This is a genomic window from Polyangium sorediatum (genome assembly GCF_029946465.1).
Lineage (GTDB): Bacteria > Myxococcota_A > Polyangia > Polyangiales > Polyangiaceae > Polyangium > Polyangium fumosum.
Genome location: NZ_JARZHI010000003.1, coordinates 294,243 through 319,949 on the forward strand (window position 1 = coordinate 294,243; position 25,707 = coordinate 319,949).

General features: G+C 69.2%; 21 protein-coding genes. 7 read left to right on the plus strand and 14 right to left on the minus strand.

Annotation, left to right across the window (positions count from 1 at the left end; all coding sequences use genetic code 11):
- Nucleotides 1–24: 24 nt before the first annotated feature.
- Complete coding sequence (locus tag QHF89_RS05405) at nt 25–429, plus strand: SpoIIAA family protein (RefSeq protein WP_136967183.1); 405 nt, start codon at nt 25–27, stop codon at nt 427–429.
- A 30-nt stretch (nt 430–459) separates the two neighbouring features.
- Here QHF89_RS05405 and QHF89_RS05410 read toward each other — a convergent pair whose 3' ends face one another.
- Genes QHF89_RS05410 through QHF89_RS05420 form a run of 3 tightly spaced genes read right to left on the minus strand, consistent with a single transcriptional unit; the run spans nt 460 to nt 3,951 of the window.
- Nucleotides 460–1,845: a serine/threonine protein kinase gene (locus QHF89_RS05410; protein WP_136967182.1), complete on the minus strand. Its 1,386-nt coding sequence runs from the start codon at nt 1,843–1,845 to the stop codon at nt 460–462.
- Nucleotides 1,846–1,903: 58 nt separating this feature from the next.
- On the minus strand, nt 1,904–3,265 hold the full coding sequence (gene argG / locus QHF89_RS05415) for an argininosuccinate synthase (RefSeq protein WP_136967181.1): 1,362 nt from the start codon (nt 3,263–3,265) through the stop codon (nt 1,904–1,906).
- 53 nt (nt 3,266–3,318) lie between these two features.
- On the minus strand, nt 3,319–3,951 hold the full coding sequence (locus QHF89_RS05420; RefSeq protein ID WP_284720095.1) for an RNA polymerase sigma factor: 633 nt from the start codon (nt 3,949–3,951) through the stop codon (nt 3,319–3,321).
- Nucleotides 3,952–4,110: 159 nt separating this feature from the next.
- Here QHF89_RS05420 and QHF89_RS05425 point away from each other — a divergent pair, with 159 nt between their 5' ends.
- From QHF89_RS05425 to QHF89_RS05440, 4 genes are all read left to right on the plus strand, one after another.
- A complete protein-coding gene (locus QHF89_RS05425; protein ID WP_284720096.1) occupies nt 4,111–6,840 on the plus strand; it encodes a protein kinase domain-containing protein in 2,730 nt (909 codons plus the stop codon).
- Nucleotides 6,841–6,909: 69 nt separating this feature from the next.
- Nucleotides 6,910–7,617: a hypothetical protein gene (locus QHF89_RS05430; RefSeq protein ID WP_136967178.1), complete on the plus strand. Its 708-nt coding sequence runs from the start codon at nt 6,910–6,912 to the stop codon at nt 7,615–7,617.
- A gap of 442 nt (nt 7,618–8,059) precedes the next feature.
- The gene (locus QHF89_RS05435; RefSeq protein WP_136967177.1) at nt 8,060–8,599 is read left to right on the plus strand and encodes a hypothetical protein; all 540 of its coding nucleotides are present in this window, start codon (nt 8,060–8,062) and stop codon (nt 8,597–8,599) included.
- Nucleotides 8,600–8,864: 265 nt separating this feature from the next.
- Nucleotides 8,865–11,153, plus strand: coding sequence for an oxygen-binding di-iron domain-containing protein (locus QHF89_RS05440; protein ID WP_136967176.1), 2,289 nt, complete (start codon nt 8,865–8,867; stop codon nt 11,151–11,153).
- A 3-nt stretch (nt 11,154–11,156) separates the two neighbouring features.
- Here QHF89_RS05440 and QHF89_RS05445 read toward each other — a convergent pair whose 3' ends face one another.
- From QHF89_RS05445 to QHF89_RS05480, 8 genes are all read right to left on the minus strand, one after another.
- Complete coding sequence (locus QHF89_RS05445; protein ID WP_136928527.1) at nt 11,157–12,227, minus strand: ABC transporter ATP-binding protein; 1,071 nt, start codon at nt 12,225–12,227, stop codon at nt 11,157–11,159.
- Nucleotides 12,224–13,228 (minus strand): ABC transporter ATP-binding protein, encoded by a 1,005-nt coding sequence (locus QHF89_RS05450; RefSeq protein WP_284720097.1) that lies wholly within the window; start codon nt 13,226–13,228, stop codon nt 12,224–12,226. Before QHF89_RS05450 ends, QHF89_RS05445 begins: the two co-directional genes overlap by 4 nt.
- On the minus strand, nt 13,225–13,911 hold the full coding sequence (locus QHF89_RS05455; RefSeq protein ID WP_136967174.1) for a DNRLRE domain-containing protein: 687 nt from the start codon (nt 13,909–13,911) through the stop codon (nt 13,225–13,227). Before QHF89_RS05455 ends, QHF89_RS05450 begins: the two co-directional genes overlap by 4 nt.
- Nucleotides 13,912–13,971: 60 nt before the next feature.
- Nucleotides 13,972–15,162, minus strand: a complete 1,191-nt coding sequence (locus QHF89_RS05460) for a PQQ-dependent sugar dehydrogenase (protein WP_284720098.1) — start codon at nt 15,160–15,162, stop codon at nt 13,972–13,974.
- A gap of 107 nt (nt 15,163–15,269) precedes the next feature.
- The gene (locus QHF89_RS05465; protein ID WP_136967172.1) at nt 15,270–16,163 is read right to left on the minus strand and encodes an alpha/beta hydrolase; all 894 of its coding nucleotides are present in this window, start codon (nt 16,161–16,163) and stop codon (nt 15,270–15,272) included.
- A gap of 71 nt (nt 16,164–16,234) precedes the next feature.
- Nucleotides 16,235–17,830: a hypothetical protein gene (locus QHF89_RS05470; RefSeq protein ID WP_136967171.1), complete on the minus strand. Its 1,596-nt coding sequence runs from the start codon at nt 17,828–17,830 to the stop codon at nt 16,235–16,237.
- Nucleotides 17,831–18,334: 504 nt separating this feature from the next.
- Complete coding sequence (locus QHF89_RS05475; protein ID WP_170228977.1) at nt 18,335–19,096, minus strand: CDP-alcohol phosphatidyltransferase family protein; 762 nt, start codon at nt 19,094–19,096, stop codon at nt 18,335–18,337.
- A gap of 98 nt (nt 19,097–19,194) precedes the next feature.
- The gene (locus QHF89_RS05480; protein WP_136967169.1) at nt 19,195–19,989 is read right to left on the minus strand and encodes a hypothetical protein; all 795 of its coding nucleotides are present in this window, start codon (nt 19,987–19,989) and stop codon (nt 19,195–19,197) included.
- 195 nt (nt 19,990–20,184) lie between these two features.
- On the opposite strand from QHF89_RS05480, the gene QHF89_RS05485 reads away from it, so the two are divergent.
- Nucleotides 20,185–21,255: a class I SAM-dependent methyltransferase gene (locus QHF89_RS05485; RefSeq protein ID WP_136967168.1), complete on the plus strand. Its 1,071-nt coding sequence runs from the start codon at nt 20,185–20,187 to the stop codon at nt 21,253–21,255.
- A gap of 47 nt (nt 21,256–21,302) precedes the next feature.
- Here QHF89_RS05485 and deoD read toward each other — a convergent pair whose 3' ends face one another.
- A complete protein-coding gene (deoD, locus tag QHF89_RS05490) occupies nt 21,303–22,037 on the minus strand; it encodes a purine-nucleoside phosphorylase (RefSeq protein WP_136967167.1) in 735 nt (244 codons plus the stop codon).
- A gap of 7 nt (nt 22,038–22,044) precedes the next feature.
- Nucleotides 22,045–23,148 carry a hypothetical protein gene (locus tag QHF89_RS05495; protein WP_284720099.1) on the minus strand — a complete coding sequence of 368 codons (1,104 nt, stop codon included), beginning with the start codon at nt 23,146–23,148 and terminating at the stop codon, nt 22,045–22,047.
- Nucleotides 23,149–23,245: 97 nt separating this feature from the next.
- Here QHF89_RS05495 and QHF89_RS05500 point away from each other — a divergent pair, with 97 nt between their 5' ends.
- Nucleotides 23,246–24,877, plus strand: a complete 1,632-nt coding sequence (locus QHF89_RS05500; protein WP_284720100.1) for a putative signal transducing protein — start codon at nt 23,246–23,248, stop codon at nt 24,875–24,877.
- A gap of 3 nt (nt 24,878–24,880) precedes the next feature.
- On the opposite strand, the gene QHF89_RS05505 is transcribed toward QHF89_RS05500, so the two are convergent.
- A complete protein-coding gene (locus QHF89_RS05505; protein ID WP_284720101.1) occupies nt 24,881–25,687 on the minus strand; it encodes a fibro-slime domain-containing protein in 807 nt (268 codons plus the stop codon).
- Between the last annotated feature and the right edge of the window lie 20 nt (nt 25,688–25,707).

Sequence of the window (25,707 nt, forward strand, 5' to 3'; positions counted from 1 at the left end):
TCCACGTTCGGGCACGCTCGGCCCATGAGCGTCGAGGAGACGTGGGTGGGCAGGCACTACGTTCGATTCGAGCCTGGTGATCTCCTCGTGATGGAGTTCCACGGGCCGATCCTGCCCGGCGAGATGGCGGCCCTCGCGCGTTTGACGGACGAACGATTGCTCGCGCGGGGTCGGCTCTTCGTCCTGTGCGACATCTCCGACGCGGGCGGGTTCAGCCACGGATCACGGCACGAGCTGCGGGATCGGCCTCGAAAGCTCCCTCCGCATTTCGTCGCGTACGTGGGCGCGCCTGCCCCCGTTCGCGTGGTGCTCGATCTCGTCATTCGCGCCACGAGCTCCCTCACGGGCGCGAAGATCGCCCACCGCTTCTTCGAGACACAGGCCAAGGCACGCGCCTGGCTCGAAGAGATGCACACGAAGGCCGCGTGAGGGCTGCACGGAAATGTCAGGACCCGACGCTCATTTTCCCGTGAGGAGCCACCGCAACGCCTCGGCCTCCGTCGTGAAAAACGAATACAGCGGCAACCCCGTCTCGACCGAGAGCCTCTGAATCTGCATACGCCCGAGCGCGCTGCTGACGAGGTTCGCCGCGCGCACGAGGCCGTTCTCCCGCGCGTGGGTCATCGTCTTCTCGACGAACGCGCTCACATCGGGCTTCTGCGGCGGGAAATTCGAGATGTTTGCCAGGACGTACCAAGGGTTGCCGAGGAGCGGCTTCGTCTTGCGCTCGAACTCTTCCCAGTACCCCTTGCCGTCCTCGACGTCCCAGAACCCCCACACGTCGACGCGGACCACGTTCGTCGCGCAATCGACCGTGACCAAAAACCCCTTTTTCGCGACCTCCCGCACCGGGGGCGGAGTCGGCTGTGGGCGCGAAGCCGGCTGCGAAACGGAAGCCGGCGCCTTGGGTTTGGCGGATGAAACTTGCTCCTGCGACGCACGCACGCTCTCGCGCACGAGGTCCGTGAGCGCCGCGATGGCCACCGTCGCCCGCGGATAACGCGCCGCCACTGATTTCGCTGTCACGCCGGCGAACCAGACATCGAACCCGGGAGGGAGATCGACGCGCTTGCGGCGCTTCGCCCGCGCCTCCGGCGATTCTAGCGGCCCGTCGGAGATGTCGGCCGCGAGCAGGATCGGCGAGCCGTCGCGCTCGAGCTCCTCGGCCCAGTACGGCTCGCCGACGAGCAATTCATAGGCGAGCTGGCCGAGCGCATAAATATCGGCGGCCGGGCCCACGTCCTGCGCAGCCTCGACCTGCTCGGGCGCCATGTAAAGCGGCGTGCCGAGGATGCCGCGGGTCGTGATGCCGTCGACGACGGGATCCACCGTCTTCACGACCCCGAAATCGAGGACCTTGATACAGGGCGTGCCGTCGTCGCGCCACGAGAGGAAGATGTTCTCCGGCTTGAGGTCGCGGTGGACGACGCCCGCGGCGTGGAGCTTGTCGAGGGCGACCGCGGTCTGGGTGAGATAACGGAGCACGTCTTCGAGGGCGATTCGAACGCCCTGGTCGAGGAGCGCGCCGAGGTCACGGCCGCGGAGCAGCTCCATCACGAGGAAAGGCAGCTCGGTGCCGGGATCGATGCCGACGTCGAGGATCCGGACGATGTGATCACTCTCGATCGCGCCCGTCGCCCGCGCTTCGAGCTCGAAGCGCTTGCGGCCCTGCTCGCTCGTCACGAGATTCGGGAGCATGACCTTGAGGGCGCGCCGGCTCGAGGTCCTCTCGTCGACGACCTCGTAGACCGTGCCCATGCCGCCGGACTTGATCGCCCGGATCACCCGATAACGGCCGTGAAAAATGGTATCCGGGGGGAGGAGCGCGGGGCGTGGGAGCAACATGGCGGACAGGTGACGCTACCAACGCCCCCGCGCGGCGACAAGCGATCGCCGTGGCCTCTCAGGAGAGGCGCTTCGGCTCGACCTCGCCCTCGCCGAGGACGTCGCCGAAGGACGACGCCGAAGGGCCCGCCAGGCGGCCGAGACGCTCGGCATAATGGAGCAGCAGCGTGCGGTTGTCCGAGACGGCGAGGTTCTGGATCTCCAAAGCGCCGATACGATCTTCGGGAGTGAACGCGGCCTCGGTCTTCTCCATGGAGAGTTTTTCGGGCGCATACGCGCTCTTCTCGGCGCGGGTCTCGAGGATCGTGTAATCGTCGCCGCGGCGGAGCGAGAGGCGCACGATGCCGCTGATCGGCGTCGCGACCCAGCGGGCGAGCGACTCCTTCAGCATCATCGCCTCGGGGTCGTACCACTTGCCCTCGTAAAGGAGGCGGCCGAGACGGCGGCCGAGCGTGCAGTAGAGGTCGGTCGTGTCCTCGTTGTGCGTGGCCGAGAGCAGGCGCTCGTAGGCGATGTGGAGCAGCGCCATGCCGGGCGCCTCGTAAATGCCGCGGCTCTTCGCGCCGATGACACGATTCTCGATCTGATCACTCATCCCGAGCCCATGCCGGCCGCCGATCTCGTTCGCCGCGACGATGAGCGCGAACAACGACGAGAATCGAGCGCCGTTCAGCGCGACGGGCACGCCCTCGGCGTATTCGACCGTGATCTCCTCCTCGGCGATCGCCACGTCCGAGCGCCAGAAAGGCACGCCCATGATCGGGTTCACGATCGTCATGCCCTTGTCGAGGAACTCGAGGTCCTTCGCTTCGTGCGTCGCGCCGAGGACGTTCGCGTCGGTGCTGTACGCCTTCTCGGTGCCCATGGGGTACGGCATGCCGATCGAATCGAGGTACTGCGCCATCTCGGTGCGGCCGCCGAAGGCGTCGACGAACTTCTGGTCGAGCCAGGGCTTGTAGATTTTGAGCTCGGGATCGACGAGCACGCCATAACGGTAAAACCGCTGGATGTCGTTGCCCTTGTGCGTGCTGCCGTCGCCGAAGACGTGCACGCCCTCCTCGCGCATGGCCCGAACGATGGCCGTCGAGGTGACGGCGCGGCCGAGGGGCGTCGTATTGAAGTATTTGCGGCCCGCGGTCGAGAGGTGGAACGCGCCGCACTGGAGGGCGATGATGCCCTCGCGCGCCATGGACTCGCGGCAATCGACGAGCCGGGCCTTTTCAGCGCCGTGCGAGATCGCGACGGGCGGGATGTCCGCCGGGGTCTTCTCGTCCGGCTGGCCGAGATCGGCGGTATAACAATGGACGCGAAGGCCCTGGCGCGAGAGCCAGGCCACGGCCGTGCGCGTGTCGAGGCCCCCGGAGAACGCAATGCCGAGCGCGGTGCCCGACGGAGGAAGGGTGCGGTAGATGCGGCTCATCTCGCCGCGTGCGATAGCAGGCCACGACGCGCCGCGAAAGACCTTTGTTGTTGCTAGTTCTCGTCCCCGACGAGCCCCTCGCGCCGCCCCATCTCGTAGAGCTTTTCCTTGAGGTGCTGGAAGCGCTTGCGCAGGCGCGCGGCCGCTCGTTTCCGCTCGTCCGCCCCGAGCGGCGGCGCGTCCTCGCCGTGGAGCACGACCGCGAGGTCGTCCCACGAGAGCTGCCGATCGACGCGGAGCATGAGGAGCTCTTGCTCCTCGGGCGGCAAGCGCGCCCGGAGCTCGGCGAAACGATCGCGGCGTTCGGTGCGAAGGTAGGAGCGCGTGACGGTGCGGACCTCGGCCTCGATCGCCGAGAGCGAGGAGCCCTCCGGCAAGGGCACGACCCGCGCGGCGCGGCGCTTCTCCGCGCGTCGGAAATCGAGGGAGGACGTGCGCGCCACGGCGTACGCCCAGGTGCGGAAGGAGGCGTCCCAGCGAAAGCTCGGCAGGCTCTTCCAGAGCTTCTCGGCGAAAAGGGAGAATACCTCGGAGGCGTCGGTCTCGTTGCGGTGGAGCGCCGCGACGAACTCGAAGATCTCGGGGCCGTAGGCGCGCAGGGCGACGGACGTGGCGGCGCCGATGTCCCCGCCCTCGGCGAGGCGGCGGATGTCTGCGTCGATCGTGCGCCTTTTGTCCGCGTCCATGCGTGGTGAGGCGCGAGCCCGGAGGGCTCTGCGCGGGCGATCCATCTTGCCCGTGGGGCCGTCGCTTGGGAAGTGCTCTCCCGCGCGAAACGGCGCTGCCGGATGGTATGCTCGCGGCGGTCCATGCCAGGCGAGCCCTTGTCCGGACGCACGGGCGACGTGCGACGGGACGTCGACGACGAAGACGACGACGCAGCCCTGTCGTCCTCGTCCGAGGACGGCGAGGGGCCGATCACGCCCGATCCCTTCCTGGCGAAGATCGCGCGCATCCCTTCCCGCGAAGCTCCGCGCACGCCGGCGACGTTGCCGCGCCCCGGCGAGCGCGTAGGGCGCTTCGTGGTGCGCGAGGAGATCGGCCGCGGCGGGATGGGCGTCGTGTTCGCCGCGACAGATCCCACGCTCGGCCGCGAGGTCGCGCTGAAGGTGCTCTTGTCGGAGGACGAGGAGCGCAAGCGGCGGCTCTTGCGCGAGGCGCGCGCGGCCGCGGCGCTCGGGCACGCGGGGGTCGTGGCGATCTACGACGTCGGCGAGGATTGCGGCCGGGCGTTCATCGCGATGGAGCGGCTGCGCGGATCGACGCTCCGCGAGCGGCTCGACGCGAGGCCAAAGGACACGCCGTCGCTGCCGCCGGACGAGGCGCGGCGCGTCGCGAAAGACCTCGCCCGCGCGCTCGCGAAGGCGCACGGGCGCGGCCTCGTGCACCGCGACCTCAAGCCCGAGAACGTGATGATCGAGGGCGACGGACGGCTGACCTTGCTCGATTTCGGGCTGGCGAAGGCGACCCACGTGGAGATCGATCTGGTCTCGGTGGCCACGGCCGACGGCGCGATCATCGGCACGCCGAGCTACATGTCGCCCGAGCAAGCGGGGGGAAAGCCGGTCGACGCACGGAGCGACGTCTTCTCGTTCGGCGTGATGCTCTACGAGATGCTGACGGGGAAGCGGCCCTTCGTCGGAAAAAACGCGGCCGCCGTGCTCGCGTCGATCGAAGGGTCGGAGCCGACGCCGCCGTCGACGATCCGCGCAGGCGTCGATCCCGATCTCGAGCGCGTGGCGCTGCGGTGCCTGCAAAAGGAGCCGCACGCGCGGTACGAGAGCGCCGGGGCGATCGCGCGGGAGCTCGATCACGAGGCGCAAGGGAAGCCGGGAAGGAAGCGTTTCCTAGCCCCGGCGGCGCTCGGGGTGCTGCTCTTGATGCTCGGGGCGGCGATCGGTGCAGCGAGGCTCCGCGGCGCCGAGCGAACCGCGGAGCCTTCGGCGCAACCTCCGGCGAGCACGGCTCTCGCCGCGACGAACGCGCATGCGCCCGTGGTCGCGACGGATCTGCCGAGCTCGTCGTCACGGAGCGAGGAGGCACGCGCCGCGTACCGCGCGGGGCTCGAAGCGTTCCGGGCCGGCGGCTCGTGGGGGCCGGATTTTCAGCGCGCGATCACGCTCGATCCGGGGCTCGCTTCGGCGCACGTGCAGTACGCGGCGATCGGGATGGCGCAGCACCTCGACGGCGTGCGCGAGAGCTTTCGGCAAGCGCGGGCGAAGAGCGACGCGCTCTCGCCGCGGGACCGCGCGCTGCTCGACGCGATCGAGCCGGTCGTGCAGCGCGAGCCCGCCGACTGGGCCGAGGCGAGCCGCAGGCTCGGGGCGATGATCAAGGACCATCCGGGCGACGCGCAGCTCTGGTACTTCCTCGCGCTCGGCCGCGGCAACTTCGACGACTTCCAGGCCGCCATCCAGCACCTCCAGCGCGCGATCGAGCTCGATCCGCAGTTCACCCGCGCGCTCAGCTCGCTGGCCGTCTTCGAGGCGTACCGCGGTCGCTTCGACGAGGCGCAGAAGGCCATCGATCGATGCCTGCAGGTCGCGCCGGACGCGATGGCGTGCCTGTCGTACCGCGCGCGGCTCGAAGGGTACGCGGGCCGATGCGCCGCGATGGAGTCGACCGCGCGGCAGATGATCGCCCGAGGCGCACAAGCGCACGTCTCGTACCCGCTGCTCGCCGACGCGCTCGCGTCGCGGGGCGAGCCGAGCGCGACGGTGGAGGAAGCTCTGCGGCACGCGGGCAAGCAAGTGGACGAGCTGCCCAAAGGAACGGCGGAGCTCGTGCGGAACCGCGTGCTCGTCGTGGGCGCGATGCGCAAGGCCGCGCTCTATGGCGACTTCGAGGAGGCGCTCGAACATGCGCAGGCCCTCGGGCGGAAGGCGGAGGGGAGCGCGCGGCGCAACGATCACGGGATCGCGGCGCGCGCGGTCGCGGAGCTCTTGATCGAGTCGGGGAAACACGCGGAGGCCGGGGCGGTCGCGATCGGGTATCTCGATCGTCAAGGCGCGTGGGAGCCCGATCCGAACGCAGAGGACTCGGCCCTTTCGAACGATGCGACGCCCGCGTTGCTCGTGACGGCGCGGCGGGCCGGGGCGATCACGCGCGAGGGCCTCGCGTCGCGGCGGCGCGCGTGGCTCGCGGAGTGGTCGGCCCGCGTGACGCCGGCTGCGCGCAGTTATCTGTGGCTGCACGGCTGGGCGGCGACGACGATCCTGGCAGAGGACGCGCGCGACGCGCTCACGGCGCTCGCGGAGCACGGACCGCTGCCGCCGTATGTACCGGGCACGCTGGTGGGCGCGTCGGCGGGCGTGACGTTTCTGCTCGGCGGCCGGCTCGACGAAGCGAAGCGCTGGCTGATGCAGGCGGCCGGGAGCTGCTCCGCGCTGAGTTTTCCGATGGCGCACACGCGGGCGCATCTGTGGCTCGGGCAAGCGCTCGAAGCGTCGGGGGACACGCTCCGCGCGTGTGCGTCGTACCGGACGGTGCTCGATCGATGGGGGCGCGCGCGGCCCCGGAGCGTCACGGCGGACGAGGCGCGCGAGCGGTCGACACGGCTCGGCTGTACACGCTGAACTTTTTTCGTCACGCGCGCCTGGGCTCTACGTCGATCCCCATGAACGGACCGACGGAGGGCCTTTCTGATGCGCATTTCGCAGATGCTGTTTGCCGCCGTGTCGATCGTCGTCTCGGCTTCGCTCTTCACGACCGCATGCGACGCACCCGGGGGCGCGGGGGACACGAAGGGCCCCTCCCGCGGCGCCGCGGAGGCGACGTTCGTCTTCGCCGGCAAGCGTGGTTCGACGGGCCAAGCGTCACGTTCGGTCGGACCGGACGGCACCGAGAAGCTGCACGGCGAGACGCGCCTCATGCTGGCGAGCGGGGCCGAACGGCAGGTGATCGAGGACGTGACGCTCGACGCGCGGGGTCGCATCGTGGCCGCGGAGATCACGGCGACGAGCAGCACGCCGAACGAGCCGCCGGTGCGGATGCGGCTCGCGCCTTCGGAGGGGCTCGTGCGGATCGTGTCGGGCTCTACCGAGACGAGCTTCCGCGTGCCGGCCGACGCGCCGTGGGTCTACACGGCCCTGCCGGCGGATCTCCCCGCGACGCCGATCGCGGCGTGGATCGCGAAGCGCGGGGCTGACACGGCGCCGTGGCTGCGCGTGGTCTCGGCGAGCGAGGCGCGGAGCTTCCTCGCGCCGCTCGATCAAGTCGTCGTGCGAACGGAGACGGGCACGACGGTGGTGCTCGGGCAAGACGCGGCGGACACGGACGCAGTGTTCGTGCGGGACCTGCGCCTCTCCAGCGGCGAGTCGATCACGCGGACGAACGGTGCGCTCGTGTTGTGAAGCGCTTCCACGAGCGCTCGCTCCGGCGAGCAGTCGCATGCGGAAGAGGTCGTCGCGCCCGCCGACGCGGACCCCTTGGTCCTCCAAGCGATGCATCGACACGCGCTCGGGTTCGTGGGGCCGGCGGTTCCAACAGGACAACCTCGACCCCACGACGAGGCCTCGATGGGCTCGTCCGTACGGTGCTGCAGCGCGTCTCGCCCCTTCTCGTCTGCTCGTGGGTGCGCGGACGCCATGCGGCCGTCCGCTGACCTCGCTTCCCCGCGACAGACGTAATCCAAGCCACGTCAACTACGCCAAAAAACTTCGATCATGCCCCCGTGGAGGCAGGCTCGTCACGGGGTTCCAGGGGCTCGGGGGCCCTTTCGCGCGCGCTCGACACGTTCGGGCAAATTTTTGGCGGAAAGGTCGACGGTCTGCATGTAGACTCCGTCCCCTCAACATGCCGACCGCTCGTCGTCGCCTCGAAAGCAAAGACATTCCGCAAGCAGACAGCCTCGAAAACGTCCGCCGCATCATCGATGCGGTCGCCGATGGCTCGAAAACGAAGGCTGACGTCTCCGACCGCACCGGGATCAACCCCCGCCACGTGCTCTACGGACTCCACACCGCTCGGGTGCTCGGGTTCCTCGCGGAGGAAGAGGGCGGCGGGTTCGGGACCACCGAGCTCGGCAAGGCGCTCGGCAATGCCGCGGCCGGGAGCGCCGAGGAACGCGAGGCGTTCCGCAAGTCGATCCAGGACAGCGAGATCATCGGCGCGATCGCCCCCGGGATCCTCTCCGACAAGCCGCCCACGCAGGACGCGATCACGAAGCAGATCGTGAAGCTCAGCGGGCTCTCGGATTCGACCGCGGGCCGCCGCGCGCAGACGTTGATCTCGTGGCGCACGCAGATCCTGTCGCAGCTCGGGACGGGCGTCGTGCCGAGCGCGGATGACGCCGCCGACGAGAGCGAAGACGACGAGACGGTGGCCCAGGCCTGATCGGACCCCTCACGCGCGCGCCCACCTCCGGTCACGGGGTGGGCGCGTTTGCCATCCATGGTCCGACGACACGCGCCCCCGGGTCGTCCTCCCTTCGACGCAATACGTGCGCTCCTCATTGACGAGAAAACGTCAATGGTGTGACGTGCCATTGCGTTCGTTATCGTTTCGCCCGGCGCGTACGCCCGTGCTACCCTAGCTTTCACTGGACTCCGGTGCTTTCCGCAATGCCGGACGCGGAGGGTCCCTTGGTGGAAACGAGCGCATGATCGCCGTGGAACGGGCGAATCGAGAGCGCGCCGAGGCCCGCATCGGCACGCTTCTGAAGGGCAAGTGGCGGCTCGATATGCTGCTCGGCGTGGGCGGCATGGCAGCCGTCTACGCGGCCACGCACCGCAACAAGAACCGCGCGGCCGTCAAAGTCCTCCACCCGGACCTCGCCGCCGAGCCCGCGATCCGCGCCCGTTTTCACCACGAGGGGTATGCCGCGAACGCCGTCGGCCACCCCTGCGTCGTCCGGATCCTCGACGACGACGAGACCGACGATGGCCTCGCCTTCCTCGTGATGGAGCTGCTCGAAGGCGAGACCTACGACCGCATCGCCCAGCGCTGCGGCGGCAGGCTCCCCACGCCCGAGGTGCTCACGCTCGCGCTCGCCGTGCTCGACGTGCTCGTCGCCGCCCACGAAAAGCGCATCCTGCACCGCGATCTCAAGCCCGAGAACATCTTCCTCACGCTGACCGGCACCATCAAGGTCCTCGATTTTGGCCTCGCGCGCGCGCTCGAGGCCGCTGTCGAGCAAGGCCGCATCATGACGAGCTTCGGCACGACCATGGGCACGCCGGGCTTCATGCCGCCCGAGCAGGCGCGCGGCGACTGGAACGAGGTCGACGCGACGAGCGACCTGTGGGCCGTCGGCGCGACTCTGTACACGCTCCTCTCCGGCTGCCTCGTGCACGAGGCCGGCAACCTCACCGGCAGCCTGATCATGGCCGCCACGAAGCCCGTCGGCTCGCTCGCGCTCGTCGCGCCCTCCCTCCCCCGCGCCGTGATCGAGCTCGTCGATCGGTCCCTCCAGTTCGACAAGGCGAACCGCTTCCAGGACGCCGCCGCGATGCGCGCCGCCGTCACCGACGCGATGCAGCCCACGACACGTGTCTCGCCCGGGAACACGCCCGAACCCCATCGCCTGCACGGCAAAGCGCTGATGGAGCCAAGGGTCGGCACGAACTCCGAGCCAGCCACCGTCGCCATCGCCGGCGCGAAGCGCCCGCTGCCGCCCACGTTGCCCACGCCGCCGGACTCGGCGTCGGCCCTCGCGCCCCGCGCCCCGCTGGCGCCTGAGGCTTCCCTCGGCCAGCTCACGCCCTCGCGTGGCACGAGCGGCCCCCTCTCGCCCGCCGTGCGCCCCCCGGCCGCGCAGCGCCCCACGCCGCCCCAGCAGACCGATCGGCCCGAGGTGGTCTCGCCCATCGAGATCGCGAAGGACACGTTCTGGGTCGGCAAGCGCGACCCGAAGAGCATCTTCCACGCGAACCCCTACCTGCGCATCTTCCGCCCGAAGCCCGGCTTCGAACAGGCAGGCCCGTTCCACCTGCTCGTCGACCCCGGATCGAGCTCCGACTTCGCCGTTGTCTCGGCCAAGATCGGCACGCTCATCGGCGGGATGAACAAGCTCTCCGCGTTGTTCATCAACCACCAGGATCCGGACGTCGGATCGAGCGCCGCGGTGATCTCGGCCCGTTACGCGCCCGGCGCCTCGATCGTCTGCTCCGAGGCGACGTGGCGCCTCATCGTGCACTTCAACCTGCCGCCCGAGCGTTACGTCGACACGGCCCGTTTTCCCCGCGGCTTCGACGTGCCCACGGGCCACATGATGCTCCCCGTCCCGAGCCCGTTCTGCCACTTCCGCGGTGCCGTGATGCTCTACGATCCGGAGACGCGCGTGCTCTTCACGGGGGATCTCTTCGGCGGGCTCACGCCGATCGAGGCGCGCGGGCTCTGGGCCGACGAGAGCGACTGGGCCGGCATCCGCGCCTTCCACCAGACGTACATGCCGACGAACCGCGTCCTCACCCGCGCGATGGACACCATCCGCGCCCTCGATCCGCCCGTCGAGATCATCGCCCCGCAGCACGGCCGCCTGCTGCGCGGCCCGCTGCTCCACCGCTACATCGAGCGCCTCGCGCGCCTGCCCGTCGGCCTCGACATCCTCGACGACGTCGCCGACGAGGAGACGCTCACGGCCTGGAACAGCGTGCTCCGCCGCGTCGTCCGCACGGCCCGCATGGTGCTCGGCCCCGAGGCCGACGAGCTCCTCCAGCAGCACGAGGACCTGCGCGACACGCTGCAAGTCCACGGCGACCAGGTGCGCCTCTCGTCGCTCGGCCGCTGGACCCTCAGTGCCGTCGTCGAGGCCCTCACGGTCGGACAAACCCCCACGATCGCAAACCCGATCAAGCTCGAAGCGGTGCTCGCCTGTGAAGAGCTCGAGCTGCCCTCGCCCGACATCCGCATCGAGGACGCCGAGTCGTCGGAGCACGTCGGCGCCTGAGGTTCAGCCCTCGCTCGGCGGGCTCGCGGGGATCGAGGGTCGCGCGCTCGGTCGCGGCGCCAGCAGCTCGCTCGCTTCCGGGTGGAAACACGCCACGCGGTGGTGGCTGCCGGGCACGATCTCCGTGAGGTCCGGCGCTTCGACGTCGCAACGCCCCTTCTCGGCTTTCTGGCAACGCGACTGGAACACGCACCCGCGCGGCGGTTCGAGCGGGCCGGGCGGTTCGCCCCAGAGCACGCGCCGCGGCCGCGGATCGCCGTCCTCGCGCGGCAGCGCTCCGAAGAGCGCCCGCGTGTACGGATGCAGCCGCCGCTCGGCGACCTCGCGCGCCGGCCCCATCTCCACGATGCGGCCGAGGTACATCACCGCGATGCGATGGCTCATGTAGCCGACCACGCGCAGGTCGTGCGAGATGAACAGGTAGCTCACGGACAGCTCGTCCTGCAGCCGCTCGAGCAGGTTCAGGATCTGCGCCTGCACTGACACGTCGAGCGCGCTCGTGGGCTCGTCGCAGACCACGAAGTCGGGCCGCACCGCGAGAGCCCGCGCGATCGCGATGCGCTGCCGCTGCCCGCCCGAGAACTCGTTCGGGTACCGATCGAGCGCCTCGGGGCCGAGCCCCACCTTCGCGACCATCTCCTCCACGGTCTCGCTCGCCTCGCGTGAGGTCTTTGCGAGCCGAAGCGCCGCGATCCCTTCGCCGACGATCTCGCGCACCGTCATGCGCGGGTTCAGCGACGAGTACGGGTCTTGAAAGACGATTTGCATGCGCCGGCGCAACGGCCGGATCGCTCGCTCGGAGAGGCGCGTGATGTCTTGCCCGTCGAACACGATGCGCCCGAGCGTGGGCTCGACGAGGCGCAGCACCGTGCGCCCGAGCGTGCTCTTGCCGCAACCCGACTCGCCGACGAGCCCCAACGTCTCGCCCGGCCGGATGTAGAAGCTCACGCCGTCGACCGCGTGCAAGAACTTCGGCGCGCGGAAGAACCCCTGCCGCACGGGGTAGAGCACCGAGAGCTTCTCGACCTGGAGCAGCGGTTTGCCCGAGCGAGGTTTGTCCGGTCCGCCGCTCATGCCGCGCCTCCTTGCAGGAAACACCGGACCACGTCGCGTCCGCCCTCGGCCTCGAAGAGCGGCGGCGCCTCCTCGCGGCACCGATCCATCACCTCGGGGCAACGCGGCGCGAACGCGCATCCGCCCGGCGAACGCCGCGGATCCGGCAGCGAGCCTTCGAGCGTCGGCAGCGCCTTCCGTTTCTCCCCGCGCGTCCGGAACGAGCCCGCGGGCGGCACGCTGCGCACGAGCGCCTGCGTGTACGGGTGCCGCGGCGACGCGAGCACCCGCGAAGGTGGCCCCGTCTCCACCACCTTCCCCGCGTAGAGCACCACGAGCTCGTGCGCGATCTCCGCGACGAACGGCAGATCGTGGGTGATCACGAGCAAGCTCATCCCGAGCTCGCGCGCTTGATCGGCGAGCAGCGCCATGATCTGCGCTCGCAAGGCCATGTCGAGCGCGCTCGTGGGTTCGTCCGCGACGAGCAGGCGCGGCGGCGCGGCGAGCGCCATCGCGAGCAGCACGCGTTGCCGCATGCCTCCGCTGAGCTCGTGCGGGTAGCTGTCGAAGCGCTCGTCGGGCCGGGGAAACCCCACGCGGTGGAGCAGCGCGAGCGCGCGGGCCCGCGCCTCCTTGCGGGACATGCGCTCGTGCAGGCGGATCGCCTCCATGATCTGCGCGCCCACCGAGTAGACCGGCGTGAGCGCCGTCAGCGGCTCCTGGAACACCATCCCGATCTTGCCGCCGCGCACCTGCCGCATCGCGCGCTCCGGCAGCGTGAGCAGGTCCTCGCCCTGAAACACGATCGCGCCGCGATCGATACGCGCGCTCGGCGTCGACAAGAGCCGCAGGATCGACAGCGCCGTCACGGTCTTCCCGCAGCCCGACTCGCCCACGAGCCCCACGGTCTTGCCTTGCGGCACGTCGAACGAGACGCCGTCGAGCGCCTTCACGCTTGTCCCCTCGGCGGTCGCGAACGAGACAGCGAGATCGCGGACCGAGAGCAGCGGCGGGCTCGTCACCGGACGTAGACCTCGAGGCGCGGCCCCCGCTTCTCCACCACGCCGAGGGAAAACGTGACCCCGCGCGGATCGTTCGGATCGGCCATCACCGCGAGCCCGTGCTCCTCGCCGGTCCGCTTCGCCCATCGCTGCACCACGTGCGTCACGTCGAAGCGCACCGGGCTCGGCGACGTCACGCCCACGGAGCCCGCCGTCTCGGCCAGGTCGAGGCGCGGGCTCCGCCCCCAGGAGACGAAATCGGCGCGCCAGGGATCGAGGATCCGCGCGATCGAGAGCGACACCGGCTGGGTCGGCGGTTCGGACGCGGTCGCCGTCTCCAGCACGAGGAACGCCGACGACACCTCACCGACCTCGACGACGGGCACCTCGAAGTGGAGCAGGAGCGACGTATCCCCCGTCGCGCTTCGCCCGAGCGCGACGGCCTCCGGAAGCGCGCCTCCACCGCCGCTCGGCCCCTTCGACGAGACGACCGCGACGGCGTCCGGGAAGAGCACGAGGCGCCGCGCGTCCAGCGCGGCCACGACCAAGTCTTTTTTGGGCCGACAGCGACCGACGACGCAGGCGTCCCCCTCGGCCGCGCAGGGCACGTCCGCGGCGCAGAGCGGCGGGCCGGGAGGGCGCTGCACGCAGCCGAGCAACGAAACGGCGAGGAGCACGGCGAAAGGCGGGCGAGCGATCCACACGGCGGCCCCGGGACCCTAGCAAAAGTGCCCGCCCGCTCCCACCACGGAAGGAAAAAGACGTCAGCCCTCGGGCGAAGGCGGCAGGGCGGGCCGCGGGGACCAGCGGGTAATCCGGTAAATCTTGTCCTTGTCGCGAGGGCAATCGCCGCGGCCGTCGCAATTGCTCGTTGTCACGTAGAGCGCTCCGTCGGGCCCCGTCACCACGTCGCGGAGCCGCCCGAGCCCCGTCGGCCCCTCGCCCTGAAAATACACCTCGTGGTGCTCGACGCGTTTCGGGTCTTCCCTGTCGAACGTCACGCGGTGCAGGTGCTGCGAGCCGAGCGTCGCCACGAGCAGGCTCCCTCTCCATTCGCGAATCGCGTCCCCCTGATAAAGCACGGCCCCGCCCGGCGGCGTCGCTTGCTCGAACACCAAGGACGGCGCCGTCACGCCGAGCGCCACTTCGCATCCGTAATACGTGGGCCACCCGAGATCGTCGCCGGCCCGGGCCCGCGTGATCTCGTCGTGCCCCTCCCGGCCCATCTCCCCGCTCGGCCCGTGATCCGCCACGATCACCTCGCCGCCCGGCGCGAACGCAAAGGCCTGCACGTTGCGCACGCCGCTCAGGTACACGAGGCTCTTGCGGAATGGATTGTCCCCGGGCACCTCCCCGTCGCGCGTCATTCGCAAGAGCTTCCCGGCGAGGCTCCTCGGGTCCCGCGCGAGATCCGGGTGCTGCGCGTCGCCCGTCCCTGCATACAGCATCCCGTCGGGCCCGAAACGCAGCCGCCCGCCATTGTGGAAACGCCCCGCGGGGATCCCCGCGACGAGCACCTTGTCGCGCGTCGCGCTCGCGCCGTCGTCGGCGAGCCGATATCGCTCGATTTGATTCTCGGGCCCGTCCGGCCCGCGCACCGTCACGTAAATGTAAAAATACCGATTCTCTGCGAATTTCGGATCAACGGCGACACCGAGGAGCCCGCCTTCCCCTTCCTGCACCACGGGCAGCACGAGGAGGGGCGGCGTGAGCCCGCCTTGATGCACGAGCCGGACGCGGCCGGGCCGCTCGGTCACGAGCATATCGTCGTTCGGCAGGAAGGCGATTCCCCAGGGCACTTCGAGCCCGTCCGCTACAGTCTCCGCTTTCAGGGCGGCGCCGCCGGCGGGCCCTGAGCTTCCTCCAGGGACGAGCGTGCATCGCGTGTCGACGCGCGGCGCGCCGTTCGTCGAGCATCCGAGCCCGAACGCGCCGAGGACCATCCCGAGCGCCACCCCGGCGAGACCGTACCAGCTTCTGAGGAGGGGTCCTTGCGGGCAGGCGCGCGCCATGAGGGCAACGCTTGCAAGCGGGAGGCCTGCGACGAGCGTTCCGCGAAGGATCAGGGCGACGGGGTCGGGGGACGCCCGTTCCCTGTGGGAAGAAGAATCGGAAGCCACCGACCGAGCGTCAAGCCCACCATCGCATCGTGTGGCATGGGCTCACGCGGCTGCACGTGCTCGAGCTCCCGCAGAAACCCGGATGCGGCGGGGTTCTCGGCCACGCCTTTCGTGAAGAGCGCGCGAAAATCGCTGAATGGACGTTTCGCCCACGAGAGCGTCTGCCACGAGACGATCACGTGCATGTCAGATCGGCCGCTCGCCAGCACCTTGGCCATATCGGGCAGCATGCACGTGTCGATCGACAGCGCCGCGTGCACCTTCGTTTTCCCCCGGATCGCGGTCGCGATGCCGCCGCGCACGTTGCACCCGCCGCCCGAGTGCGCGGCGACGAGGATGCGGCTCGAATCGATGCTCGCTGTGCCGCCCAGCGCTTTCCCGGTCTCGTCGACGAACCGATCGAGATCAAAGGCGGGCCAGCTCGTCACGGCGTTCGTCACGGCCGAGGGCACGATCGAGCTCGGCGCGGCCACGATCACCGGCGGAATCTTCCCAGCCTCGACGAGCCCGGCCACGATGCGCCGCACGTCGCCCTCGTTTCCGCCGCCCATCCACCGATACTTGATGCGCTCGGTGTTCAGGCCGTGGATGAAGACCAGGAGCGGACGCTTGGCGTTCGCGTCCGCGAGGGCCGTTGGATGCACGAACGCCCGCCCGAGCCAGGCGCGCTCCGGGTGCCCGACGTCCTTGCCGTCCCACGCGTAATCGATCGTCTTGCCGTCGAGCGGCGGCGGAGGCGGTGGCTTCTTGCCCTTGGCCCATGCGGGGGACGCGGCGAGGAGCAGGACGAACGTGAGCACGATCGTCGTGATCGAGGGCAGGGCGCGGCGCTTCATGGGCGAACCCATGATAGCGTAGGCGGGAGGGAAATCGCGGAAAAATCAGGCCGGCGACCCGGCGCATGCGCTCAGAAGAGCTCGTGGTCCCCGTCGTCGTCGCCCCGCCCCTGCGGGCCGCCTTTGCCAGGCAGACCCTGCAAGTAATTCGTCAGGTAGTCCCGCCGGAACGGCAGGAAGGCGGTGGCCAAGGCCGGCGAGACGGCCCACGCGCACAGGCAGGAGGCGGGCTCTGCGGTGCATGCCGTATTGCAGGTGACCCCGGTGGCGATCGGCACGAGGAGCGAATCGGAGACCTGCGTGAACGCAAGGGGCCGCACGCCCGGCGCGACCTCGGGCCCCGGCGCCACGTTGGGCCAGACGATGCCGCCGCCGAGTTGCTCTGCGTTGACCACGCCGCCGAAGATCGGCGCCGTCGACGTGGCGAGCTCGTGGCACCCTCCGCAGGCCTGCGACTGGGCTCGACGCACGATGTCGGTGGGCGTGCGCGAACTCCCGATCGCGTTGAGCTTGGCCTGGATCTTCGCAGCAAAGGCCCCGGAGGCATTGAACACGAAGTTGTAGTTCGTGTCGTTGACCACCGGCGGGCCGCCCGGCACGACCGCCGGTTGCGACGTGCTCTGCCCGCTGTTGAAGTCCTTGCCCAATTTATTCATGTTGAAGAGGTTCGGGTCTTCCAGCGCGAGGGCGGGCACCTGGCTGATGAAACCCTTGGTGTTGTTCGGGTTTCGGAACGAGATCGCCCGCGGGCTCGTATTGTTGTCGTCGAACAGACTCGCCTCTGGGTTCACCTGGGTCGGGACCATCCGGACCTCGGGCTTGCAATTCTGCTTTTTCGAATTGCCATTGCAGGAACGACGGAGGTTGTACTCGCGGAGCTGCCACGGCTGCCCGAGCCCGCCGGCGGCGGTGTCGTTCAAGAACTGATTGCTACGAATCTGGCCGCTGAGCGCCTCGTAGGTCAGGGGATCGAACCCGCCCGTGAAATGCTCCCACCGCAAGGCCGCCGGGAAGCCCGAGGCGCCCTTGAAGAAAAAGCGCTCGAGCTCCTCGGCCCGCTGCGCCGCATTGTCCATGCTCGAGAACCCGGCCCAGAGCTCTGCCACCTTCGCGCACCCCTTGAGGCCGGACGCAGGCTTCGGGTTCGGCAGAATCGCCTCGAAAATGAGGAGGTTGCGGTTCAGGAGGATCTGGTTGCCGGCGGTCGCCAGGGGAGACTGCTGCACCCCCTTGGCGAAGATGATGCGGTACTGGCCGCAGTTTTGCCCATTGGCTGGGGCCAGATCGAATCGGTTGGCGATGGCGATCGGCGTGTAGGGATCGCAGCCCGGGCCGTCGCAGAACGGGTGGTGCTTCGACAGATCCGCCAGCGCGCCCTCCTGCCGTGGACACTCGATCGGGAAGCCGTTCAGCACCGGCCTGCCATTGGCGTCTTTCTCGTCGTCGCAGTGTTGCCCGTCGGAGATGAAGCCCCCGGCCTTCGTGTTGTTCGTGTCGAAGAGGCGCTGGTAGAGCTTGATGGCGTCGAGGCCCCCCGGGTTCGACCCGCTGGTGGACGCAATCTGGCCGAGCACTCGTTCCAGCGAGAAGAGAAATTTTCCCTTCGAATCTTTGGCTTCGAGTGTCGGCAGATCCGTGATCATCAACGAGCGGTCGATGTTGATCAACGGCGACTGCCCAGCCGGCTTCCCTCCGATCGCCTCCGCGTTCTCGTGTACGGACTCCTCTGAAGGCCCGCAGGCGCCTACGCCGAGCAGCAAGAGGATCGAGAGATGCGCGGGGATCGCACGGTGAAATGATCGTAAGCGGTCCGTCGGAGCACCGATGGCCCTCATGTAGCCCCTCCCTGAATCGCGAGGCGTGAAGCACCCGCGAGCCAAGCAATCGCCGGAGCTTTCGCCCCGGCGACACGCCAGGGCCACGCACGCGGCTTATCAGGAGGATAGCGGGGAGAACTCGCGCGACCACCAAAAAGTGAGACACATCACAGCGCAGTGCGCCCGGAGCTACTCCGTCGCGTCCCGGCTGATGGCAATGGTGATGGTGTCAGACGCGCCGCGCCCAGGGCATCGGAGGGTGACGGCGTGGGCGATCCGGCTGCGCTTTCGTGACGAAGAGGGCACGCGGCGTGGGCCTCGCGCGAGCCGTGCATGCACGAAAACGCGGGAAAGTCAGGCGAGGCGCTCGGTGGTGGCGGGCTCGGGAGCTGACTCGGGCTCGGCGTCGAGGCCGGCGCTCGGGTTCATCAGGCAATACACGACCCCGCCCACGGTGTAGATCAGGGCGATGCCGAACAGGTACTCGGGTAGGATCCGCAGCGGGCCGCACAGATACGCCCCGACGACATTGCACACCGTGAAGGCTTTGAGGACCTTGTTCTTGCCGAGCTTCAGCTTCGGCAGGCGGACCGTGCTGACCATGAGGCCCGCGGCGACCACCAGCACGGCGGGGCTCGCGATGAGCGAACGCTCGGGCAAACCGTACTTGTCCCAGGTGAGGTACGCCGAGGCGATGGTTGCGCCCATCAACGTGCCCGGCAGGCCGTAGAAGATGCCCTCGCCGCCCGTCGTCACGTTGAAGCGCGCGAGGCGCACGGCGAGCGCGAGCGCGTAGAGGCCCGACGTCGCGAGGAGCGCGTGTTTCCCCCAGCCGAGGGTCGGCCCGAGCGGCAGCAGCCGGTAGTACACGAGCGCCGCCGGGGCGATGCCGAAGACCACGAAGTCGGCGAAGCTGTCGAACTCGACGCCGAACTTGCTCGTGGCGTTGAGCAGGCGCGCGGCGCTGCCGTCGAGCTTGTCGAGCAGGACGCCCCAGAGGATCATCCACGCCGCGAGGCGGAAATCGCCCTCGGCGCTCATCACGACGGAGCCGAGGCCGAGGAGAAGCGAAAGCCCGGTGAACCCATTGGGTACGAAGTAACGAAGCGGCGGCACGGCGCGGGATGGTACATCCGTCCGGGGCGCCGCGTCAAAACCCATTACGCGATCCCGTCACGAAGGTACGGTGCGCAAATTGCTTCGCAGCCGCCCCTTCATGGAAACCACGTCGGCGCTGCGGACTGGGCGCCGATCAGGGAGCCGAGGCCGAGGGCGAGCGCTGCGAGGGAAAAGATACCCCAGCCGCGCGGGGTCTCTCCGCGGTGGAGCGTGGCGGCCACGGAAGCGAGGTCTCCTTCACGGACCGTGAAGAAGGGCGCCTTGCCGCGCACGAGCCGAGCGCCGCAGGCGCGGACGCGGTACGGGCCCCCGCCTGGCTCATCACGCCGGACCTCGCCGATGGCCACGACGCGATGCCCCACGCGGACCACAGCATAAGGGATCGCGGCCACGTCGACCGGCGTATCCGCGCCGTCCGAGCGCTCGACATGGACCACGTCGCCGGCCGCGTCCTGGAGGACGAGGGGATAGGCAACCCATGCGTCGTCCGCGGCGTACACCGGCCCACGGTCACGGGCGACCGGGCGACCTCCCACGACCACGGCGTCGATCGCCACGAACTGATCGGGCAACGCCTCGGCCACGCGGACCTCACGCAAACGCGCGACACGCTCGGAGAGGTGCCGGCCGAACGTGCCGCTCAGGAGGGAAATGGGGAACATGTACCCCCCGAGGAAGAGGCCTCCGAAGGCCGTCGGGTACCACGCCAAACCCCCAGGGACGGAGAGGACCCACTGCGTGCAAACGTAAATGACGCCGATCCCCGGCGCGACGAGGGCCGCCATGATGACGGGGATCAGGACGACGGTGAGCGCGAGGTGGATCATCCTCTCGACGACCGAAACCGACGCCTCGACGGCGCGCGCCAGCAACCCTTCGAGTTTTTTCACGCGGGGAGAAACGAGCCCGCGGGCGCGAGATTCCAGCGCCTTCGTCGATTGCCACGTTGTCCCGGCGCGCCTCGTCGGGACGGCGCGTCCGGAAAAAGTGGCAATCCGCGGGGCTCCGGCCGGGACGCCTCCCGCGCCCGGGCGTTCTGCGCCTCCGCCATTGATTCGTCGGAGCACTCCTGCTACGCGGGATTCATGTCGACGCGCCTCGGGCTCTCCTTCGCCGTCCTCCTCGTGGTCCCCCTCGCCCTTCCGGCCTGCGGCGGCGCCGCGCCACGCGAGCCGGCCCGCGCCGTCGCCCCCGCGCCCGCTGCGCCCGTGGACGCCTCGCAGGGTGTGGCGCGCATCCGCGCCGACGCCGAAAAACTCGCCCCGCTCGTCCGTTCCGAGCTAGCCCGCCGATTCCTTTCGGCGGCGCCGTCGCTCCCGGCCGTCGCGCCCCGCACGTTGTACCGGGACGCAGACAAGAAACGTGTCCTCGATGCGGAGAGTTGGTCGCGGATCCCGGATCGCGACGCATTCAAGCCGCTGCCCGTCGACGAGGAGTTTTATTACAACACGCGGTATGGCTCGCCGCTCGCGTATACCCGCGCGCTCGAGGTGCTCGGCGACGCGGGGGCCACGTTGCCGCCTGGCTCCCGATTTTTCGATTTCGGGTATGGCGGCGCCGGGCACCTCCGGATGCTCGCGGGCCTCGGCGTGCATGCGGTCGGCGTGGACGTCGACCCGCTCCTCCCCGTGCTCTACGGCGCGCCCAGCGATCAAGGCGTGATCCCCGGCCTCTCGAACGCGCCGGGCTCGCTGCGCCTCCTCCACGGGAGTTTTCCCGACGATCCCGAGGTCCGCGCGGCCTCGGCCGGGCCATTCGACGTGATTGTCTCGAAAAACGTCCTCAAGAAGGGATACATCCATCCGGACCGACCCACGGACGAGAGCAAGCTCATCCGGCTCGGCGTGGACGACGCGACGTTCCTCGGCGCGGTCTTCGAGCGGTTGCGCCCCGGGGGGTTTTTCCTCATCTACAACATCTGCCCGGCCCCGACGCCATCGGACAAACCCTTCGTGCCCTGGTCCGACGGCCGCTCCCCATTCCCGCGGGAGGCTTTCACGGCGGCGGGCTTCGAGGTGCGTGTCTTCGATCGGGACGACACCGAGGCGATCCGGACGATCGGACGTGTCCTCGGCTGGGATCAGGGGGAGGACGCGATGGACCTTCGGAACGACCTCTCCGTGCTTTACACCCTCATTGCGCGGCCGCCCGGATAATATCGTCGACGCGGCTCGCCCGCCGACCGGGCCGCTGACGGCGCATCCTATCGCGGCGCGAGGGCCGCGACCTCGGCGGCCGCGAGCTCCAGCGCGAGCCCGATCATCGCGTCGAAGCTTGTCTCGCGCTCCGCGGAGGAGAGCGCGGTGCCCGCCGGCAGGTTGTCCGCGACCGAGAGGAGCGCGAGCGCCCGCGCGCCCTCCTCGGCGGCCACGCCATAAAGGCCCGCTACCTCCATTTCGATCGCGAGCATACCCATGCGCACGAGCGTCGCGTGGAGCAGCGCGGCATCCGGCGTATAAAACAGGTCGGAGCTGAACACAGAGCCGGCCCGGACCGCCTGGCCCCGGCGCGCGGCGAACTCCATTGCTTTCCGCGCCAGGTCGAAATCCGCGACCGCCGGGAAGTCGTGGTCGAGGAACCGATGGCGATTGACCCGAGAATCCGTGCCCGCGGCGAGGGCGACGATCACGTCCTTCAGATCGACCTCCGGCCGCAGCGCGCCGCAGCTCCCGACGCGGATGAGGACACGAACGCCGTAATGGCGAATGAGCTCGGTCGCATAAATGGAGACCGACGGGATGCCCATCCCGTGCCCCATGACCGACACGCGTTGCCCCTGATACTGGCCGGTGAACCCGAGCATGTTGCGCACCGCCGTCACCTCGCGCGGCTGCTCCAGGAAACGCTCGGCGATGTAGCGGGCGCGAAGGGGATCCCCCGGCATCAGGACCACGTCGGCGAAATCGCCGGGCGCTGCGGAAATGTGAATGGTGGCCATGGCTCTGTCACTCCAGGGTCGAGTTCGTGACTTGCGGGTCCCCGTTCGCGAGCACGAAGATGCCGGGATACCCCGGCGTCTCGAAGCCGAGGCTCGGGTTCTTCGAGAGCACCGAGTCCTGGATGACGAGCGTGCCCGTGCGATCGTTGCTGACGAAGAAGATAGCGCCGCCCCCTTCGTTCGCGTGGTTCTCCGTGATCTTCGTCCCGCAGACGGTGAGCGTGAAGGTATTGCCGTCGTTGTAAATGGCGCCGCCGCTGCCGCCGCCCGGGGTTCCGTCCTTCGCCGGGTTCGCGCCGTTGCCAATCGCGCGCTGGTGGGACATCAGGCTGTTCAGGACCGTGTACGAGACGCCGATGCTGCTCAGCGCGCCGCCGTTCGAGCAGACGTTGCCGAGCTTCTCGCTCCCGCCGAACGTGCTGCTCACGACGTACACGGGCAGCCCCTCGTATTGGCTGAGCACGCGGATCGCGCCGCCACCGACGTCCGGCCCGACATCGTCGCAGACGTTGTTGAAGAAGCGGCTGTTCACCACCTTGAAGCGGCCTCCGCGCACGAAGATCGCGCCGCCGCCGTCCGGATCCTCGCCTTTTGCATTGCCGTCGACGAACGTCAGGTTTTGCACCGTGAGCCGCGGGTGGTCCTGGTTCTGGCACATCGGCGTGGTCCAGTGCTGCGCCTCGTCGCAGGTGTTCATGTAAAGGATACGCCGCGCGCCCCCGCCGCTCAGCGTGACCTTCCCGCCGCCGTCGATCACGATCTCGGGGCCGGTATCGTTGAAAATCTTCGCCGTGCGATCGAGCGTGATGACCACCGGCTCCGGGCCGCAATCGAACGTGATGATGCCGCCCTTTGCCACGGCATCGACGAATGCGTCCGAGGTGCAGCTCTCTTTCGTGCCATTGCCGACGACCTGGGTCGGATTCGACGTATCCGCCGCCTGGGTCTCGGCCGGCACGGCGCAAGCACCGTCCGGGTTTCCCGCGGAGGGGCCCTCGGCCGGGTTCGTCTTGGGATCGACCGGCGCCGGCGCGGGGTCGCCCCCGCAGCCGGACATCCCACCCGTGAAAAGACAAACCAAGAGCGCCTCCGGAAGCATTCGTCGTTGCATCGCTCTCCCTCGCAAGGTCCAGGCTACGCGCATGCGGCGCCGTTCACAAGGGCTTGACGTCGCGACCGCGGGCGCGGATGCTCGGGCCGAGGGCGTCATGAAGTTTTGCCCGAACGTCGCATGTCCGCATCGACAGCACACCGGCACGCCGGCCGAATATGACGTGGATCGACCGGACTGCGCCGATTGCGGCGCGGAGCTCGCGGACGGGCCGGCTTACTACGCCGCTCCCGCGGCGGAGGCCGCGGCGCGCCCGCTTCCGCCCGGATTCGTATCGCGCATCGTGGTGACGGCCGTCGCGCTCGCCGTCGCGATCGCAGGTCCGAGGCTCGTCCCCCTGCCCGGCGTCGATACGAACGTCTTGCCGCCCAGCACGTCGCTGGTCAACGTGAGCGTGTTCGCGCTCGGCCTGCGGCCGATCTTCGCCGCGGCGCTGCTCGTCGAATTTGTCGCCTGGCTCGTCCCGCCCCTGCGCCCGCTCCGGCACGCGGGGCCCGCGGGGCGCGAAAAACTCGGGCGCGCCATGATCTTCGTCGCCATGGGCCTCGCGCTCGCGCAGGCCTACGCCATTTCGACATGGATGTACTTGGCGGAAATCGGCACGTATCCTAGCGTCGTCGTGATAGGCAGCCTGCTCGCCGGGATGAGCTTGCTCGTGCTGCTCGCGGCGTGGGTGACGAGACGAGGCCTCGGCAGCGGGTATGCCTTGCTCTTTTTGGTCCCGGAGCTCGTCGCCGAGGGCGAGCGCCTCTACGAGATCCTCACGGGCATGATCACGGGCGAGCCGCCCACGGCCGTCGAGATCGCCCCCATGCTCGGCATTCCGGTGCTGCTCGTGGCCACGACGGTCGCGTGCTCGCGCTGGCCGGCTTGGCGGGACGAACGCGTGCGCACGAGAGCAGCCGGCGCGGAGCCTTATCGCCGAGGCGCCGACGCGGAGGGGGCGAATCCGCCGCCGCTCCGGCTGCCGGCCTCGGGTCTCGCGCCGGTGCTCGTGGTCGCGTCCGTGGACGCGCTGCTGCGGATGTTGCTGAGGATATCGGCGGCCTTTGGCCTGATCCCCTTCGACGGCATTGCGTGGTATCTCAACCGTGACGGCGGTCCGGTCGCCGTCCTCCTCGTCCTCACGGCAGCGCTCGTCCTCGTCTTCGGATGGCAATTCCAGACGCCGACCGCGCGCCAGGCCCTCTGGCACCGCGTGCGCCAGTTCTCGCCCGCGAGCCGCCCCCTCGACGAGGGGAACGCCGAGGTCCTCGCGGCGCTCCGCAAGAGCGTCCTTCCGCTCTGCGTCTTCGTGATCTTGCCGCTGCTCGTCGACGCGGGCCCGGGGTCGAGCTCCTCTTTCCTGCCGCTCCTGACCGTGCTCGTCCTCGACCTCGTCGCCGAGATCCGCGCGCGCTCGCACATCGAGGGCGAGCTCGTCTCGGTTTGGCCGGAGCAACGCGTCTTCGCCGCGGACATGGTCGCCGCCGTCCTTCGCAGCGAGGGGATCCCGGTCCTGCTGCGCGGCATCCAGTACCGGACGATGGCGCGTTTCCTCCACCCCTTCGTCCCCATCGAGGTGATGGTCCCCGAATCCCACGCCGCGGAGGCGACGCGCATCGTGCGTCAAATCCTGAGCGGCGAAGCCCCGCCTCCCGAGGTTCGCCCGGACGAACCCGAGAAGACCACAGCGCCAAAAATGAGACAACGCAAAAAGAAGTCGACCGAGGACGAGGCGACGGCCTGAGGTTCACTTCGGGCAGATGTCGAACTCGGCAATCGTCGTTTCGAGATAAAAATTCGAGCCCGACGTGTGCCGCTCGGCGAAGAAGAGCGCGAAGGGGAACACCTCGCCTTTCGTGATCCCGAGGGTCTCGGCCGCTTCGTCGAGGAGGATCGTCCGGCTCTCGGTCGCGTGCACGCCCCCGAGGTCGATGGCGAGCCGGTCGTTGATGAAGACCCATAGATCGTCGTCCCCGCGGAACGTGAGCGACTCGCCGCCGACGTACCGGAACGGGATCTGCATCTCCAGCGTGAAATGAAAATTGTGCGGATTTCCCTCGTTGCCGAGGAGCTGTCCGTCGATCGGAAAGAAGTCGGGCGCGTGGAAGCGATACACGTCCGGCGTACCCGGGCTCGACGCGAGGTCGAGGACGAACGACGTCGAGGCATTGACCCCGGGGACGTCGCGGTACCATTCATCGAAGCTCGCCTTGCCGCTCGTCGTGGGGGTCGTGGGGCTGCCGGCGTAGACGGGTTTGCCGTCGCTGCCGAGGTTCGTCTGGACGATCCCGAGATCGAGGCCGATCGAAGCCTCCTCGAAATCAGGGTGCGCGGCGCTGAAATCGCGGATCGTGACGCCGAGGGGGAGCGTGGAGGACGGCTGGGGCGCCGTGCAGCCCTCCCATCGCCCGAAGACGCACGTCTCCACGCCCTTGCCGCAGATGGTCTCGCATTCCCGGGTTTGCCCCTCCACCTGGCAGACGGGAAGCTCGGTGCGCGCACCACAGCCTGAAACGAGGCCGAGGAGGAGGAGCCCACGAACGATCGTCGCCATGACGATCATCGTCTCCCCGG